The organism is Listeria swaminathanii (assembly GCF_014229645.1).
In the GTDB taxonomy this organism is placed as follows: Bacteria; Bacillota; Bacilli; order Lactobacillales; family Listeriaceae; genus Listeria; species Listeria swaminathanii.
This window is the reverse complement of sequence record NZ_JAATOD010000002.1, coordinates 194434-211850: the sequence shown is the minus strand read 5'-3', so window position 1 is coordinate 211850 and position 17417 is coordinate 194434. Positions and strand designations below refer to the sequence as shown.

Here is a 17417-nt window from a genome sequence, read left to right as displayed (position 1 = left end):
GTACGATATAGTGAGCATGTTAAGCACATGTTCTTGTTTAGTAAAACGGTTTACTTAAAAAGTGTAACCGTTCTCAATAAAGATACATAAAATGCTAAAGTGGACAAAAAGAAAGGGTGAAGAGAAATGAGAATGGTGGATATTATTTCCAAGAAGAGGGACGGCAAAGCTTTATCAACAGAAGAAATTCAGTTTTTCATTGATGGGTATACAAATGGGGAAATTCCAGATTATCAAGCAAGTGCTCTAGCCATGGCAATCTTTTTCCAAGATATGAACGATCAAGAACGCGCGGATTTAACAATGGCAATGGTAGGTTCTGGCGACACGATTGACCTATCCGCAATTGAAGGAATCAAAGTCGACAAACATAGTACTGGTGGTGTTGGTGATACGACGACACTTGTACTTGCTCCGCTTGTAGCCGCAGTAGGCGTTCCCGTTGCAAAAATGTCCGGACGTGGCTTAGGTCATACGGGAGGCACAATTGATAAATTAGAATCCATCGAAGGTTTCCATATCGAACTAGATAAAAAAGATTTCATCAACCTAGTAAACCGCGATAAAGTAGCAGTTATTGGCCAATCAGGTAACCTTACTCCAGCTGATAAAAAAATGTACGCGCTTCGTGATGTAACAGGAACTGTCAACTCCATTCCGCTTATCGCAAGCTCTATCATGAGTAAAAAAATTGCAGCAGGCGCAGACGCAATTGTGCTTGATGTAAAAACCGGCGCGGGCGCATTTATGAAAACCGACGAAGATGCAGAAAACCTAGCGCATGCCATGGTTCGCATCGGCAATAACGTTGGCAGAAATACAATGGCAGTTATTTCCGACATGTCTCAACCACTTGGTGAAGCAATCGGAAACGCTTTAGAAGTAAAAGAAGCTATCGATACATTAAAAGGCCAAGGACCAGAAGACTTAACAGAATTAGTCTTAGTACTCGGCAGCCAAATGGTCGTACTTGCTAAAAAAGCAGCAACATTAGAGGAAGCTCGTGCCAAATTAATCGAAGTAATTGAAAACGGCGCAGCGCTTGAGAAATTCAAAACGTTCCTTTCCAATCAAGGTGGTGACGCAAGCATAGTTGACCATCCGGAAAAACTTCCACAAGCAAAATACCAAATCGAAGTACCAGCTAAAACATCTGGTTTCGTAAGCCAAATCGTTGCCGATGAAATTGGAATCGCTGCAATGATTCTCGGAGCAGGCCGCGCAACCAAAGAAGACGAAATCAATTTGGCAGTAGGCTTAATGTTACGTAAAAAAGTTGGCGATGCAGTCCAAGAAGGCGAGTCACTAGTAACCATTTTTGCGGATCAAGAAGAGGTAGAAAACGTGAAAGCGAAAATCTACGAAAACATCAAAATCTCTGACCAAGCAACTGCACCAACGCTTGTTCATAAAATTATTACAGAATAAATAAAAAGCGCCCAAGCTAATTTGGGCGCTTTTTCTATGAATCAATTTTCCGCTGCTTCAATTTGTTCTAGCATATCGGGTGTACTTAAATCGCTTCTTAGGAATTCGGTCGTTTGCGGTAATTGTAATTCGAATTCAGTTTGTTGTGCGACTTCTACTGTACCTTCAAGCATTTCGTAGTCAAACACATGACCACCAATTTTACGCATATCATCAATAAAATGCACATGATAACCAGAAACGCCAATACCGCTAATATAAGCTGGTGTCCAAAAACCAACAATCGTACCCGTAATATATTCAAAATGATAGGTTGGTTGTTCTTTCACCGCTTCAATGAGTGGTGGATATGGTCGTTGTTGTTTTGGTACAACGCGAGTATCCACATAACGGAAATTCCCGGTCATTTTCACCGCGTAAAAAACGTTCGGTCCTTGTACTAATTCCGCGATTTTTTCCTCTACCGCTTGTTTCGATGTCGGTTCGGAAACAGCAAAAGAAGTATCTGCTTCAAAAAAAGTAGTGCTTGCATAAGGCGTCGTATCTTCCGGTTTTACTTTATACGCTTGCCCGTCCGAACGTATTTGGAAAGCTTCTCCGTCCAAAATAATTAACTCGCCATCAAATTGATCAAGTGTTCCTATGCCAAGGTCACCGTGTTGTAGTAATTCTTTGAAACTCGTTGTTCCACTGAAAAGTCCACCAACAAGTGCTGCCATTGTAGAATGCTGAAATAATCGATTTTTTCTAACTGCGTCCATCATTGCCACTCCTTGAATTGTTATATATAAAAAGTTGTTTTTAAATAATACAGTTTAATTTCTATATGTTCATTATACTACTTTATATCCTTAAACAAAAGATTTTAAACTGATTTCTAAAATAAACTGTTACTATAACAGAAGGAGAAACTGTAATATAAAAAAGTTCCCGCGCAATGCGAGAACCTTTTTTAAACAAGTAATGTGTAGAGTGTTTGATTGTCATTAATCGGAATATAGCTTGGATCAAATGCCGCAACTCGGTCGAGTAAGCCTTCATAATCGTTTCTATCTTGCAAGAGAACGCCGATAATAACTGGTCCATTACCACGATTTACCTTTTTCGTATATTCGAATTTAGTAATATCATCATGCGGACCGAGCACATCGTTAACAAATTCCTTCAAAGCACCAGGACGTTGTGAAAAATTAACGATAAAATAATGTTTTAGGCCTTCGTGGAGTAGGGAGCGTTCTTCAATTTCTTGCATGCGGTTGATGTCATTATTCCCACCACTCACGATACAAACCACCGTCTTGTCTTTGATTTCCTCCCGATACGTTTCAAGTGCAGCAACAGAAAGAGCACCAGCTGGTTCGGCGACAATTGCTTGCTTCGTATACATGTCCAAAATTGTGGAACAAACGGCGCCTTCAGAAATAGTTGTCACTTCATCAACTAATACTTTCGCATGCTGAAACGTCAGGCTCCCAACTTCTTTCACCGCAGCGCCATCGACAAATTTATCGATTTTATCAAGCGTTACGACTTGGTTTTGTTTTAACGCTTCAGTCATCGAAGGCGCGCCAGCTGGTTCGACTCCGATAATTTTGGTGATAGGACTTTTCGCTTTGAGATACGTTGCGACGCCGCTAATTAAACCACCACCACCAATGCCAGCAAAAACGTAATCCGCTTGTTCGTGTGCTTTATTTAAATCCTTCACCATCTCCACAGCGAGCGAACCTTGCCCAGCGATAATATCAGGATCGTCAAACGGTGGGATAAAAGTTTGGCCGTGTTCTGCCGCGAATTCTTTTGCCGCAGTTGCGGACGCATCAAATGTGTCGCCAATTAAGACAACCTCAACGTTACTACCGCCGAAAAATTTTACTTGTGACACTTTTTGCTGTGGTGTAGTTGTTGGCATGAAAATCGTGGCAGGAACCGTCATGCGTTTACACGTATAAGCGACTCCTTGCGCATGATTTCCTGCACTTGCACAAACAACACCGTGTTCTAACTGCTCCGCTGACAGTCTGGAAATAGCGTAAAAAGCACCGCGTAATTTAAACGAACGAACTCGTTGTAAGTCTTCGCGTTTAAGATACACATTGCAATGATATTTTTCCGAAAGATAGAAATCATATTCAAGTGGTGTATGCTTGACGACTGATTTTAATACGTCGTAGGCCTTTTCGACATCTTCTTCTGTCACTAATAAGTCAACTAATTCCATCATCCTCACTACCTTTTCTTATATTGAATCCACTTTTTGTTCATAGGCTTTAATCGCATCAATATGTTCGAATGTAATGGCGATATCATCCAGTCCATTAATAAATTTATTTTTCCACGTAGCATCAATCTCAAAAGGGTAGGTGCCAACTGAACTAACGACTTGCTGTTTTGGCAAGTCAATCGTCACTTCCTCGTCGGCTGCAATTCCCGCTAATTTTTCACGAGCTTCTTTAGGAAGGACGATGGGTAGCACGCCATTTTTCGTACAATTCATATAAAAAATATCACTATAACTTCCTGCGATAATCACGCGGAAACGGTAATCAAGTAGCGCCCATGCGGCATGTTCCCGTGAAGAACCACAACCAAAATTTTCGCCTGTAATTAAAATAGTCGCTTCTTGGCGGTCTGGAGCATTTAGTGGGAAATCCGGGTTTGGTTTACGATTCGGTAGATAACGCCAACTATCAAAGAGAAATTCACCAAAACCAGTCCGCTCAATCCGTTTTAGGAAACTTTTGGGAATGATTTGGTCTGTATCGATATTGTCGTTCATTAGCGCCACTGTTTTTCCAATGTGTACTTTAATTTCCTCCACTGATAACCGCCTCCTTTCGAATATCGATAAAGTGTCCATTGATTGCCGCGGCCGCAGCCATTGCTGGTGAAACGAGATGAGTCCGGGCGCCTTTGCCTTGCCGTCCTTCAAAGTTACGATTCGAAGTAGAGGCACAGTGAACGCCGTCTGGTACTTGGTCAGGATTCATTCCTAGACACATCGAACAACCAGGTTCACGCCATTCAAAACCAGCTTCTATAAAAATCTTATCCAGTCCAATAGATTCTGCCGCATTACGCACTTGGCGGGAACCAGGGACAACGAGTGCGCGAATATTATTTTTCACTTTGTTTCCTTTGACGATACGAGCGGCTTCTTCTAAGTCAGAAAGCCGAGCGTTCGTACAGGAACCGATGAAGACATAACCAAGCTCGATTTGTTCCGCCGTTTGTCCGGGTTTTAGCCCCATATATTCATAGGCGCGCTCATAGTTCATATCTTTAATTTCCGGAAATGCCTTCGAAAAAGGGACGCCCATTTCAGGATTCGTTCCCCAAGTGACATAAGGTTCCAAAATACTAGCATCCATTTGGATATGGAGGTCATATTCTGCATCTGGGTCAGTTTGAAGCGTTTTCCAGTCGCTAATTGCTTTATCCATATCAGCGGGAGCATATTCACGACCGCGCACATATTCAAAAGTAGTTTCATCTGGAGCCATCATGCCCATTTTTGCACCGCCTTCAATTGCCATATTGCAAATTGTCATCCGTTCTTCCATCGACATATTACGAATGGTATCGCCGTAGTATTCGACCGCATAACCAGTTCCAAATGCAACGCCATAAGTAGCAATCAAATGCAAAATAATATCTTTCGCATAAACGCCTTTTGGAAGTTTGCCGCTAATTTCAATGCCCATTGATTTTGGCTTTTGTTGCCAAATCGTTTGAGTCGCAAAAACATGTTCTACTTCACTAGAACCAATCCCAAACCCAATTGCTCCAAAAGCGCCATGTGTCGCGGTATGAGAATCCCCGCAAACAATCACTTTGCCTGGTTGGGTTAGCCCGGTTTCAGGTCCAACCATATGCACGATGCCTTGACGGTCACTGCCCATATCAGCTAGCGTTACGCCGAATTCCGCGCAGTTGGTTTGCAGTGCTTCAATTTGTTTTTTAGCAACAAGATCTTGGATATTGAAAATATCTTCAGTAGGAACATTGTGATCCATTGTCGCGAACGTTTTATCCGGTCTACGAAGTGGCCGTTTTTCCATTCTCAGTCCTTCAAACGCTTGAGGAGAAGTAACTTCATGAATCAAATGAAGGTCAACATATAATAATTGCGGTTCACCTTCTTTGCCATAAATGACATGACGGTTCCAAAGTTTATCGAAAAGTGTTTTCCCCATTTTATTCTCCTCCTTCAATTTGTCTTAGAACTTCTTTTGTAAAGTCTGTCGTAGTAGTGTTTCCACCAAGGTCAGCGGTTAAAAATCCAGCTTGCATTGTTCTTGTAGCTGCCGCATCAATCGCATCTGCTTCTTTAAAAAGCGAAAAGGATTGGCGGAGCATCATCGAAACTGAAGAAATCATCGACATTGGATTGGCAATATTTTGATTAGCGATATCTGGTGCAGATCCGTGAATTGGTTCGTATAAAGATGGTCCGTTTTCCGCATGGCTAGCAGAAGGGAGCATTCCTAATGAACCAGTAATAACAGAGGCTTCATCGCTTAAAATATCGCCAAATAAATTTTCTGTCACGATGACATCAAAAGTCGTCGGTCGCTGAATCATAATCATCGCAGCGGCATCGACGTATAAATGCTCCAATGTAATATCTGGATGACGGCTAGCCACTTCTTCAGCAATTTTTCGCCATAGTTTACTAGAAGCTAGCACATTCGCTTTATCCACAGAAGTAACTTTTTTATTTCTCGTCGCAGCTATTTCGAAAGCTTTCTCGATAATTCGCTCGATTTCTGCTCGTGTATACGTTAGAGAATCCACAGCAGCCGCATCGTCCCAATGTTTCGGTTCCCCGAAGTAAAGTCCGCCAGTTAACTCACGAACAACGACAAAATCAGTGTTCTCGACAATTTCCTTTTTTAAAGGAGAAAGGTGCGTGATGGAACTCGGAACTTGGATAGGGCGAATGTTGGCGAAAAGACCAAGCGCTTTTCGTAGTGCAAGTAGGCCATCTTCGGGACGTTTCGGCGCGTTATCCCATTTAGGACCACCGATAGCCCCAAGTAAAATCGCGTCAGCATCTTGGCACGCTTTTAAGGTGGAAGAGGGGATTGGGTCGTGAGCTGCGTCAATTCCTGCGCCGCCAAAGGGATGGGATTCAATTTCAAACGTATGGTTGTATTTTTTTGCGACTGCCTCTAATACTTGAAGTCCAGAAGTCATAATTTCTGGACCAATTCCGTCGCCAGCTAGGGAAGTAATTTTATAGGTCACGTTACTTTACCTCCTCGAAATCAGCTTGCTTGCTGGCGGTTTTGCTTTTGCCTGATGCTTGCAAATAAGCTTTAGCACTAGCAGTTAAAACGTCAAAATCAATACCGATACCATGGAACTCAGCGCCTTTGTCATTTTTAATGACGACATGGACTTCTGCTTGGGCATCTTGGCCGGCTGTAATTGCTTGGATACGATAATCGGTTAATTCGATGTCTTGTTTCATTAGGCGATTAATTGTGTTGTAAATCGCTTCAATGCTTCCAGAACCAGTTGCTGCGTCTTCTACTAGAGCGCCATCACGTTCTTCAATGCGAACAATCGCACCTTGGACGCCGCCAGTAACATATTGAACTTGCAAATGTTTTAGTTCGAAATCATCGGCTGACTCGGAAGATTGGCCGAGAATTAACGCGTGCAAGTCTTCTTCAGTTACTTCTTTTTTGGCATCTGCTAGTTGTTTGAAACGTTTAAAGGCATCTTTTTGTTCTTGTTCGGTTAGTGTGTAACCCATTTCTTCCATGCGTGTATTGAAGGCATGTTTTCCAGAAAGTTTACCAAGAGGAAGCGAGTTTTTATCTACGCCAACTAGGGCAGGGGTGATAATTTCATACGTGTCTGGATTTTTTAGTACGCCATCTTGATGAATACCGGATTCGTGCGCGTAAGCATTACCACCAATTACGGCTTTATTACGCGGAACAGGCATACCAGACAAGCGACTAATCAAATCACTAGAATTTTTAAATTGGTTCAAAACGATATTTGTTTCTGCTTGATAAAAATCTTTGCGAATATGAAGCGCGACAGCAACTTCTTCAAGAGCTGTATTTCCAGCACGTTCACCAATCCCATTAATTGTACCTTCGACGCGTCTTGCGCCATTTTCGATTGCGGCGAGTGCATTTGCAGTCGCCATACCAAGGTCATCGTGACAATGGGAAGCGAAAATAATATCATCAAACTGCTTTATTTCGCGGCGCAAATCTTGGAACAGTTGGCCGAATTCGGTTGGGTTAGTGTAACCGACCGTGTCCGGAATGTTAATGACAGTTGCTCCGGCATCAATTGCTGTTTGCACTGCTTCAATCAGAAAAGCACGATCTGACCGAGTTGCGTCTTCTGGGGAAAACTGTACAACTTCAAATTTTTGTCTTGCGTAACTAATGTGGTGTTTAATGGAAGCGAGAACTTCCGCCCGACTCATTTTTAATTTGTATTCCATATGCACATCGCTCGTTGCTAGGAAGATATGTATTTGCGGAGAAACAGCGTCTTTAAGCGCTTCTTCCGCGCGGTCGATATCTCCTTCAACACAGCGCGCTAGCCCTGTTACAGAACAATGTTTAATCGCTTTTGCAATCGCCTTGACGCATTCAAAATCTCCAGGAGAAGAAATCGGAAAGCCGGCTTCAATCACATCAATTCCAAGTTTTTCGAGTTGTAAGGCAATCTGGATTTTCTCCTTTACGTCAAAATTAACTCCAGGGGTTTGTTCGCCATCTCTAAGTGTAGTATCAAAAAACTGGATTTTCTTCATTCGATTTCACCTCTTGTTTTATATTAGATAGGGAAGCTTGGATTTTTCCTGCTTTCAGTATCAGTTTAAGAAAGAAATGCATTCTACCTTAAACTCATATCGAAAAAAGGATAAACGGTTGCTAGGCGAGAAATCCCACCTAGCAATCCGAATTAAGTATTAATGTTGTGGTTTTACAAATGGCATCATTTCGCGCAGTTCCGCGCCAACTTTTTCGATTTGATGACCTTGTTGTTCTTTGCGCATTCTATGGAACTCTTTAAAGCCGTTTTTGTTGTCATTGATGAAAGATTTAGCAAAGTTACCATTTTGAATGTCGGTAAGTACTTCTTTCATTGCTTTTTTCGTATCAGCTGTAACAACACGAGGACCAGAAACATAATCACCATATTCTGCTGTGTTGGAGATCGAGTGGCGCATTTTTTCCATGCCGCCTTCATACATCAAATCAACAATCAGTTTCATTTCATGTAGTACTTCAAAATAAGCAAGTTCTGGTTGGTAGCCAGCTTCTACAAGTGTTTCAAATCCAGCTTGGATAAGGTGAGTCGCACCCCCACAAAGAACTGCTTGTTCGCCGAATAGATCGGTTTCTGTTTCTTCTTTGAAAGTAGTTTCGATAACGCCAGCACGAGTTGCGCCAATACCTTTTGCGTAAGAAAGGGCTGTATCACGTGCGTTTCCAGTTGCATCTTGGTAGATTGCGAATAGGGACGGAACCGCGCCACCTTCAACAAATGTACGGCGAACTAAGTGACCAGGACCTTTTGGAGCTACTAGAAAAACATCTACATCGCTTGGAGGATTAATTACGTCAAAATGAATGTTAAAACCATGAGCGAAAACAAGTGAATTACCAGCTTTTAGGTTAGGTTTAATTTCATTTTCGTATGTTTCGCCTTGTGTTTCATCTGGCAAAAGAATCATGATAACATCAGCTTTATCAGCGGCTTCGCTAACAGAATAAACATCAAAACCATCGTTTCTAGCAGATTCGGCAGATTTTCCTTCGCGAATTCCGATAATAACGTTATTGCCATTGTCACGTAGATTTTGTGAATGCGCATGGCCTTGAGAACCGTACCCGATTACTGCTACTGTTTTACCTTCTAGTGCGTTGTTCTTTACTGCATCTTCATAATAAACTTTTGTCATTTTTCCTAACCTCCAACTAGTTTCTTTTTATATTTCAGAATAGCAAGTGTGCTGTCCTGATGCTAGCAAAGCAACGGATTGCTCTGTAGTAAATGATTTCAACCCATTTTTTTAGGGCTTCTTGTAAAGCCAGTTACACCAGTTCTTGCCATTTGTTTAATGCCGTAGGGACGAACCGTGTCAACAAATGCATCGATTTTTTCGCTCGTACCAGTTACTTGGATGACAACATTTTTAGTGCCGACATCAATGACGGTTGCACGAAATGGTTCGATGACTGCGTTTAGCTCGGAACGTAAGGCGGCAGGGGAATTGATTTTCAGTAAAGCAAGTTCTCGTTCAATGTGCGCGTCATCGGTAATATCGCTAACTTTAAGCACATCGATTTGTTTGTTGAGCTGTTTGGTTACTTGTTCAATTTCGTATAAGGAATCGACATGGACAACGATGGTAATCCGAGAAACATTCGGGATTTCGGTCCAGCCGACAGAGATGCTATCGATATTGTATTGGCGTCTGGAGATAACCCCAGTGATACGATTTAATACGCCAGAAGAGTTGTTTACTGTAGCGGTAATGATTCGGCGCATTTATTCCACCCCTTCCATTTGGTGATTTGGTTTGCCGCTTGGAACCATTGGAAGTACTAGTTCATCTTTTGCAACATGAACGTCAATAACAATTGGCCCAGGGTGAGCGAAGGCTTTTCTCAAATCTTTTTCCAGCGTTTCTGGATTCGTCAAGCGAACCCCTTTGACACCGTATGCTTCAGACAGTTTTACAAAATCTGGCTGGCTCGTGAAAATCGAGTGGGAATATCTTTCGCCGTGGAATTTTTCTTGCCACTGACGAACCATCCCGAGCGAACCATTATTGATAATGACCGTTTTTAGATTGATTTGATAATCGTTTAAAATCGCGAGTTCTTGGTTAGTCATTTGGAAACCGCCATCGCCAACAATCGCGACTACTGTTTTATCCGGGAAAGCAAGTTGCGCCCCAACTGCTGCCGGGAAACCAAAGCCCATTGTGCCAAGGCCACCACTTGTAATAATTTGATGATCAAATTGGAACGGATAAAATTGCGCCGTCCACATTTGATGTTGTCCAACATCGGTGGAAACAAGTGCTTCACCTTGCGTAATTTCACCAATGAGTTCAATCACACGCTGCGGTTTAATTTCCGCTTTTTTCGTTTTATCAAAATTAAAAGGATGACGGTTTTTGCGTGTCATATTTAATTTGTACCAATGGGATGTATCTGGATAAACCGGAAGTTCCATTTGCAGAAGTTGCGTAAGTGTTTCATTGATATCGGCAACGATTGGAATTTGCGTTTCGATAATTTTGCCGATTTCAGCAGGATCAATATCGATATGAGCGATCGTTGCTTTAGTGGCAAACTCTTTTGGCGCACTTGCAAGGCGATCATCGAATCTAGAGCCAAAATTAATGAGTAAGTCACAATCCGTTAGCGCCATATTTGCTGCATAAGAACCGTGCATACCACCCATACCAAGGAATAAATCATGGCTTTGCGGGAAACTTCCTAGACCGAGTAGCGTATTCACGATAGGAATTTGATAGCGTTCAGCGAATTCTAGTAATTCGGCTGTAGCTCTAGAATGGTTAACGCCAGCGCCAGCGAGAATAAGTGGCTTACTTGCGGCGGAAAGGGAATTCATTAATTTTTCGAGTTGGAGCGGGTTAGGTGAATAAGTCGGTTGATAACCCGGCAAATCAATCGTATCTGGTCGAACTGTGTCCGTTTGGATAATCCCCATGTCTTTAGGAATATCCACGACAACAGGACCTTTACGACCAGTACTTGCGATATGGAAAGCTTCATTGACGATTTTAGGTAAGTCACGAACATCACGCACTTGGTAATTGTATTTAGTAATTGGAATCGTTAGCCCAATCATATCGGCTTCTTGGAAAGCATCTTTTCCGATACCAGGCGTATGAACTTGTCCGGTAAAGATTACTAATGGAATCGAATCGCTCATCGCATCTGCAATTCCAGTTAATACATTCGTCGCACCAGGTCCACTTGTTACAACTACGACTCCAGGTTTCCCAGTGACACGAGCATACCCTTCAGCAGCATGGATGGCTCCTTGTTCGTGCCTTGTTAGAATATGTGGAATATCACAGTCGTAAAAGGCATCATAGAGAGGAAGAACCGCGCCACCCGGATAACCAAAAATCATCTCGACTTGTTGTTTTTTCAAGGCGTCAATTAAAAGTTCCGCTCCACTTTTATTTTGCTTTTTTGTCGCTTTTTCATTTGTCTTCGTCGTATCAATCACGCTTATCACCTCATTTTTTAGTCGATTAAATCTTCTGGAATTTGCAAAATACCACCAGTGTGGGCGCTCGTTACTAGCGCAGTGTATCGTGCAAGGTAACCAGTTTTTACTTTAGCTTTAAATTTCGGTAATTCTTTTCTTCGTTCCTCTAAAACTTCATCAGGAACGTCTACATTGAGCGTCCGGTTTGGCAAATCAATCGTGATGATATCACCGTCATGAACGAGTGCGATTGGACCACCAGCCGCAGCTTCTGGAGAAATATGCCCAACTGCGATACCTCGAGTAGCTCCGGAAAAACGTCCATCTGTAATCAAGGCAACATCTTTTCCTAAACCGCGACCAACAATACTGGAGGTTGGTGCAAGCATTTCTGGCATTCCCGGGCCGCCTTTTGGACCTTCGTAGCGAATAACAACTACATGGCCCTCACGAACCGTATGATTATCAATTGCCTCAACAGCCTCATCATGAGAACTAAAGCAAATTGCTTCTCCTTTGAAAACTTGTACAGAAGGATCTACGCCGCCAACTTTGATAGCAGCTCCTTTTGGTGCGATATTTCCAAACAACATCGATAGTCCACCAACCGGGCTATAGGGATTTTCTTTTGGATGAATAACATCGGTATTATTAATTTTGGCATCAGCCACGTTTTCGCGAATCGTTTTTCCAGTAACGGTAATCCGGTCTGGATGAATTGCACCGCCAAGGTCAACAAGTTCTTTAACGATGGCAGAAACGCCGCCAGCTTCATGAACGTCATGCATTGAATAAGAAGAGGAAGGTGCAATTTTGGAAAGATAGGGAACACGTTTGGCGATATCATTGATACGTTCCAAATCGTAATCTTCAATACCAGCTTCGTTTGCAAGTGCGAGTGTATGTAATATGGTATTTGTCGAGCCACCCATTGCCATATCTAGCGCGAATGCATCATCAATCGCATCTTTTGTAATAATGTCACGAGGACGAATATCTTTTTTAACTAAATCCATCAAATGAAACGCAGATTCTCTAATAAGGTCACGGCGCGCGTCAGAAACAGCAAGTGTTGTACCATTTCCTGGAACAGCCATACCGAGGATTTCCATTAAGCAGTTCATTGAATTCGCTGTAAACATACCAGCACAAGATCCACAAGTTGGACACGCATTGGCTTCCATATCAAGGAAATCTTCCTGTGACATGCTGCCATCTTTAAAGGCACCAACCGCTTCAAAAACGGAAGAAAGAGTGAGCGCTTTTCCGTGAGCTGACAACCCAGCTTTCATTGGGCCACCTGAACAGAAGATAGCAGGGACGTTTGTACGAACTGATGCAAGCAACATTCCCGGCGTAATTTTGTCACAGTTTGGGATGTAGAAAACCCCGTCAAACCAGTGCGCGTTGATTACTGTTTCCGCTGCATCCGCGATAACTTCACGAGAGGGAAGGGAGTAACGCATACCGATATGTCCCATGGCAATGCCGTCATCTACACCAATCGTATTAAATTCAAATGGGATACCGCCAGCTTCTCTAATTGCTTCTTTAGCCACATCCGCAAGTTCTCGCAAATGAACGTGACCTGGAACAATATCAATGTAAGAGTTACAAATAGCGATAAATGGTTTGTCCATATCACCTGGACTTTTAATTTGACCTGTAGCATGCAGCAAACTTCTTGCTGGAGCTTGTTCGACACCTTTTTTTATTTTGTCACTACGCATATGACTTTACCCCATTTCTAATTAAGAATTGTTTGCCGACACTGAATTTTTAGAATTCACTAAATAGCGTGGCATTAATATATATGATTAAGTTCTGCTTGCTTGATAATCGCTTTTTAATGCTTGAAAATCCGAAATCCGGCTAAATAAAAAGCACCCCAATGATGAAAACAATGGGATGCTTTGCCAGAATCCCATTTAACGTAAACAGGACTCAAACTACTGTAAATTTCTACAGTGCTCAAAGTCCTTCTAGAGTAATAAAATTGTAATGACTGATTTAGTCGTTTTCATAAGTCATTATCCCCTTCGTTAAATGGTTTTATTTTTTCGATTAGTCGCACATTTTTGAAAAAAATTAATATCAAGAAATGTTATGTTAGTATTTAATATATATGGTTGCCATGCGATTGTCAATTGTTATTTTGAAAGTTTTCCGTCAGTTTGCACAATTCAAGCAACTTACACTTTTAGTTGTAATTAGTACCTGGTCTTATATTTGGACTATAACTAGAATGGAAGCGTATTCAAAAATGAAAGGTCAAGTATATAGTCAGAATAGTTTTATTTTTATAGTTTTGTTGTTAAAAATTAAAATTTCGGATAAAAAATCACAGATTAGTTGCGTTCCTCTATCCAATTCTGCTAAATTGAAAGTAATAAATTAGTAGGAAAGCCGGGTTTTGGTTGTGGATAATTTAGAAACAGATCGATTAATTTTAATTAACTACACGCTGGAAATGATTCAAGCAACGATCAATGGGACAGAAGCTTTAGAAAAAGCAAGTGGCTACCACGTATCACCAGACTGGCCCGGAATTGATTTCTTTTTTTATTTACCATATGTGTTAGAAAATGTAAAAAAAGACGATAGAATGATTAAATGGACGCGATTAGTCGTTTTAAAGCAAGAAAATAAGATTATCGGCGAAATTGGCGGACAAGGCAACCCAGATGAAACGGGAGAAATAGAAATTGGTTATAGTATCGTGCCTAATTATCAAAATAAAGGCTATATGTCAGAAGCGCTTGTTGGAATGATTACTTGGCTAGAAGAGCAACCCGAAATCAATCGCATTTTTGCCAGAAGCTACGAGCAAAACGAAGCATCAATCCAAGTGCTAAAACATAACCATTTCGTACATATAGAAGAAAAAGATACGGAAGAGAGACAAGGAAGAGTGATGATGTGGGAATATCCAATAAAACAAACCTGATTATTATCGCATCAGGGAAGCCGAAAATATGGGACAAATTTCCGGATATCGGTCCAGTGAAGGCAAGCGAAGTATACACGGGGACATTTCATCGTTTAAGCAAAGCATACGCAGAACAGTTTGCGAAGGAGTATTTAATTTTATCGCCGAAATACGGCTTTTTACGACCAGATGATGTCGTTTCAGAAACGTATGATGTTCGTTTTACGATGAAAGGGACAGGGGAAGATACGATTCAGCTCGACGAATTACAGGCACAGTGGCAGAAACTACAAATAAACCCTACTGAACAAGTCCCGATGTTAGGCGGCAAAAAGTTCAGAGGGCTACTCGCGAGTATTACAAATGATAAACAATCTTTTTGTTTTCCACTTGATGGGGCGACAGGGATCGGTGTCATGCAGCGCGAGTTAAAACAAGCTGTCGAGACCGGTATGCCATTAAATCGTGCTAAGAAGTAGAAGGGCAGCTGTTATAAGTAAAAACATAACGCCCATATTGACATTTTTCCGAATGAAAAAATAAATCGTTTGTAACGCCATTAAAATAGCGAGTGATACTGTGATAAGATGTAGCATAAATCGACCTCCTCGATGTTGGACGGAAAACTTAATTAAATAATTTGCGAACCTTCTCCAGTAACGAGACAGGTTCTTCTTGTTTTTCTACGGGTTCTTCTTTATATAAATGAATATCCTCTTTGTTTACCGCTTTTTGGCAGGCAAGGACGAGATAAATATCTGTTTCACCTTCCAAACGAGTAACAATCGAAAATTCATGTTTACATTTTTCCGCTAATTTAATATAAGGGCGTAAAGAATTATAATGCAGTAATCCGTTTAACAGAAGCTTGGAGTCATTATTTTCTAGGATTGCTTTTTCTAGTTCTGGAAGATACTCTTGGGTTAAAACTTCTTCTTTAGTGAGAGCGACTAATACGCGTTCACGGTAAGTTCCTAGGTATTTTTTCTTCTCAGCGGGATTAATTTCTTTTGCCCCATACATGCCTTTTTCTAGGTAGTCATCAATATTTTCAGCCATTATATGAGCTCCTTTAACTAGTTAGTTTTCCTCTCTATTCTAACATGCCCAGTAGCTTTTGCAAGTAAACAAAGAAAACCAGAAACAGGCTAGATTAGCCATATTTCTGGTTTTTTGATTAATCGATTGGGAACCACTGGAATCCGTCACGTTGAATAAGGTCGTCTGCTTCTTTTGGACCCATTGAACCGGATTTGTAGTTCGGGAAATGATCTTTTGTATTTGTCCAAACATCTGCTACATGGTCGATAAAGTTCCATGATAGCGAAACTTCATCCCAGTGAGAGAAGTAAGTCGCGTCGCCGCGCAGACAGTCTAGAATTAATTTTTCATATGCTTCAGGCGTATTCATGCCATCTGGTGAAGAATGAATATAATTTAAGTTGACTGGCATTGTCACCATTCCTTGACCAGGTTCTTTCACGTTCAAATGAAGCGTAATACCTTCGTCAGGTTGGATATGAATAACAAGCACATTACCACCAAGCGATTGTTGTTGGCCAAATAAGTTTAGTGGTACATCTTTAAACTGAATCGCAATTTGCGTTGTTTTCTTCGCAAGACGTTTACCAGTACGAATGTAAAATGGAACGCCAGCCCAGCGGAAATTATCGATTTCAAGTTTTGCCGCAACAAAAGTTTCTGTATTGGAATGAGGATCGACATTATCTTCTTGACGGTAGCCTTTCAGTTCTTTGCCGCCAACTTCACCAGGACCATACTGGCCACGGATAAAGCTTTGATGAACTTCTTTTCCTTCAAAAACGCGTAAAGAACGAAGCGCGCGAACTTTTTCATGACGAATCTCGCGAGTTGATAAGTTAATCGGTGGTTCCATTGCGAGTAAAGAAACGATTTGTAAGATATGGTTTTGAACCATGTCTCGAAGTGCGCCACTTTCATCGTAATAACGTCCACGATCTTCTACACCAAGTACTTCTGTTAAAGTAACTTGGATATTATCGATATAACGATTGTTCCAAAGCGATTCAATGATCGAATTTGCAAATCGAATAACCGAGATATTTTGGATCATTTCTTTTCCTAAATAGTGGTCAATACGATAAATTTCATCTTCTTTAAATGCTTGACGAAGCGAATTGTTTAATTCTTCCGCACTAGCTAAATCATGTCCAAATGGTTTCTCAATAATTAAACGGTGAAAACCATCAGTGTCCACAAAGCCTTCAGATTTAATGCGACTTGCGATGGTTCCAAAGAAATTCGGCGCCATAGCAAGGTAGAAAAGGCGATTACCGCCAAGTTCGTATTTTGCATCTAATTCATCAGACAAATCTTTTAGCGTTACATAAGATTCTTTATTAGTCACATCATGAGATTGATAGTAGAAATGAGAAGCAAATGCATCCGCATCTTTTTCGGAACCATCAATGTCTTTGATAGACTCTTTTACTTTATCACGGAAGAAATCATTACTCCATTCACGACGAGCCGTTCCAATAACAGCAAAGTTGTCGCCAAGAGATCCCTTACTGTATAAATGATATAGCGAAGGGTAAAGTTTGCGATTTGCCAAATCTCCCGTACCGCCAAAAATAGTAATCAATGCTTTTTGTTCTAACTCATCTGTCATACGTCATTTACCCTCTTTCTTATTCTCTTAATGGCAAAAAATTAACTGCTAAGAAAAAGATTTCTTAGTTTGAAAAGGACCCCACAAAAAAAGGCCTTATTAAATGAGCTATTAATTTTCCTCATTAGTCCATACTATTTTATCCATAATGAAGCATTTGTGCAACTG

16 protein-coding genes are annotated in these 17417 nt (G+C 41.2%); 3 read left to right on the top strand and 13 right to left on the bottom strand.

The genetic code is table 11. The features are described from left to right. The first annotated feature begins 126 nt into the window (after nt 1–126). Nucleotides 127–1428 carry a pyrimidine-nucleoside phosphorylase gene (locus HCX62_RS08210; protein WP_185638364.1) on the top strand — a complete coding sequence of 434 codons (1302 nt, stop codon included), beginning with the start codon at nt 127–129 and terminating at the stop codon, nt 1426–1428. 41 nt (nt 1429–1469) lie between these two features. Here HCX62_RS08210 and budA read toward each other — a convergent pair whose 3' ends face one another. From budA to ilvD, 10 genes are all read right to left on the bottom strand, one after another. Then, the gene (gene budA / locus HCX62_RS08205; protein WP_185638362.1) at nt 1470–2189 is read right to left on the bottom strand and encodes an acetolactate decarboxylase; all 720 of its coding nucleotides are present in this window, start codon (nt 2187–2189) and stop codon (nt 1470–1472) included. Nucleotides 2190–2380: 191 nt separating this feature from the next. Then, nucleotides 2381–3649, bottom strand: a complete 1269-nt coding sequence (ilvA, locus tag HCX62_RS08200; RefSeq protein WP_185638842.1) for a threonine ammonia-lyase — start codon at nt 3647–3649, stop codon at nt 2381–2383. A gap of 18 nt (nt 3650–3667) precedes the next feature. Next, the gene (gene leuD, locus HCX62_RS08195; protein WP_185638360.1) at nt 3668–4249 is read right to left on the bottom strand and encodes a 3-isopropylmalate dehydratase small subunit; all 582 of its coding nucleotides are present in this window, start codon (nt 4247–4249) and stop codon (nt 3668–3670) included. Beyond that, complete coding sequence (gene leuC, locus HCX62_RS08190; protein ID WP_185638359.1) at nt 4236–5624, bottom strand: 3-isopropylmalate dehydratase large subunit; 1389 nt, start codon at nt 5622–5624, stop codon at nt 4236–4238. Before leuC ends, leuD begins: the two co-directional genes overlap by 14 nt. A gap of 1 nt (nt 5625) precedes the next feature. Then, nucleotides 5626–6678, bottom strand: coding sequence for a 3-isopropylmalate dehydrogenase (gene leuB / locus HCX62_RS08185; protein WP_185638357.1), 1053 nt, complete (start codon nt 6676–6678; stop codon nt 5626–5628). A 1-nt stretch (nt 6679) separates the two neighbouring features. Next, nucleotides 6680–8218, bottom strand: a complete 1539-nt coding sequence (locus tag HCX62_RS08180) for a 2-isopropylmalate synthase (protein ID WP_185480935.1) — start codon at nt 8216–8218, stop codon at nt 6680–6682. 159 nt (nt 8219–8377) lie between these two features. After that, nucleotides 8378–9373, bottom strand: a complete 996-nt coding sequence (gene ilvC, locus HCX62_RS08175; RefSeq protein WP_009931317.1) for a ketol-acid reductoisomerase — start codon at nt 9371–9373, stop codon at nt 8378–8380. 98 nt (nt 9374–9471) lie between these two features. Beyond that, nucleotides 9472–9963 carry an acetolactate synthase small subunit gene (gene ilvN / locus HCX62_RS08170; protein ID WP_003723150.1) on the bottom strand — a complete coding sequence of 164 codons (492 nt, stop codon included), beginning with the start codon at nt 9961–9963 and terminating at the stop codon, nt 9472–9474. Beyond that, nucleotides 9964–11685, bottom strand: a complete 1722-nt coding sequence (gene ilvB, locus HCX62_RS08165) for a biosynthetic-type acetolactate synthase large subunit (protein ID WP_185638355.1) — start codon at nt 11683–11685, stop codon at nt 9964–9966. Nucleotides 11686–11702: 17 nt separating this feature from the next. Continuing rightward, nucleotides 11703–13397: a dihydroxy-acid dehydratase gene (gene ilvD / locus HCX62_RS08160; RefSeq protein ID WP_185638353.1), complete on the bottom strand. Its 1695-nt coding sequence runs from the start codon at nt 13395–13397 to the stop codon at nt 11703–11705. A gap of 689 nt (nt 13398–14086) precedes the next feature. On the opposite strand from ilvD, the gene HCX62_RS08155 reads away from it, so the two are divergent. Next, nucleotides 14087–14614, top strand: coding sequence for a GNAT family N-acetyltransferase (locus HCX62_RS08155; RefSeq protein WP_185638351.1), 528 nt, complete (start codon nt 14087–14089; stop codon nt 14612–14614). Further along, on the top strand, nt 14587–15075 hold the full coding sequence (locus tag HCX62_RS08150; RefSeq protein ID WP_185638349.1) for a DUF6884 domain-containing protein: 489 nt from the start codon (nt 14587–14589) through the stop codon (nt 15073–15075). Before HCX62_RS08155 ends, HCX62_RS08150 begins: the two co-directional genes overlap by 28 nt. On the opposite strand, the gene HCX62_RS08145 is transcribed toward HCX62_RS08150, so the two are convergent. The 3 genes from HCX62_RS08145 to zwf form a co-directional block, all read right to left on the bottom strand. Further along, on the bottom strand, nt 15055–15192 hold the full coding sequence (locus HCX62_RS08145) for a hypothetical protein (protein WP_003763184.1): 138 nt from the start codon (nt 15190–15192) through the stop codon (nt 15055–15057). The two genes, HCX62_RS08150 and HCX62_RS08145, sit on opposite strands and share 21 nt — an antisense overlap. A 31-nt stretch (nt 15193–15223) precedes the next feature. Then, entirely contained in the window at nt 15224–15655 is a 432-nt protein-coding gene (locus HCX62_RS08140) for a YueI family protein (RefSeq protein WP_185638347.1), read from the bottom strand. A gap of 118 nt (nt 15656–15773) precedes the next feature. Then, a complete protein-coding gene (gene zwf / locus HCX62_RS08135; protein ID WP_185638345.1) occupies nt 15774–17249 on the bottom strand; it encodes a glucose-6-phosphate dehydrogenase in 1476 nt (491 codons plus the stop codon). Nucleotides 17250–17417: the final 168 nt, after the last annotated feature.

Excerpts from the sequence above, each read along its gene's own strand:
- ilvA (WP_185638842.1), bottom strand. The coding sequence starts at position 3,649 with ATGGAATTAGTTGACTTATTAGTGACAGAAGAAGATGTCGAAAAGGCC.
- ilvD (WP_185638353.1), bottom strand. The coding sequence starts at position 13,397 with ATGCGTAGTGACAAAATAAAAAAAGGTGTCGAACAAGCTCCAGCAAGA.
- HCX62_RS08210 (WP_185638364.1), top strand. The coding sequence starts at position 127 with ATGAGAATGGTGGATATTATTTCCAAGAAGAGGGACGGCAAAGCTTTA.
- leuC (WP_185638359.1), bottom strand. The coding sequence starts at position 5,624 with ATGGGGAAAACACTTTTCGATAAACTTTGGAACCGTCATGTCATTTAT.
- budA (WP_185638362.1), bottom strand. The coding sequence starts at position 2,189 with ATGGACGCAGTTAGAAAAAATCGATTATTTCAGCATTCTACAATGGCA.
- HCX62_RS08140 (WP_185638347.1), bottom strand. The coding sequence starts at position 15,655 with ATGGCTGAAAATATTGATGACTACCTAGAAAAAGGCATGTATGGGGCA.
- HCX62_RS08180 (WP_185480935.1), bottom strand. The coding sequence starts at position 8,218 with ATGAAGAAAATCCAGTTTTTTGATACTACACTTAGAGATGGCGAACAA.
- zwf (WP_185638345.1), bottom strand. The coding sequence starts at position 17,249 with ATGACAGATGAGTTAGAACAAAAAGCATTGATTACTATTTTTGGCGGT.
- ilvN (WP_003723150.1), bottom strand. The coding sequence starts at position 9,963 with ATGCGCCGAATCATTACCGCTACAGTAAACAACTCTTCTGGCGTATTA.
- ilvC (WP_009931317.1), bottom strand. The coding sequence starts at position 9,373 with ATGACAAAAGTTTATTATGAAGATGCAGTAAAGAACAACGCACTAGAA.
- HCX62_RS08145 (WP_003763184.1), bottom strand. The coding sequence starts at position 15,192 with ATGCTACATCTTATCACAGTATCACTCGCTATTTTAATGGCGTTACAA.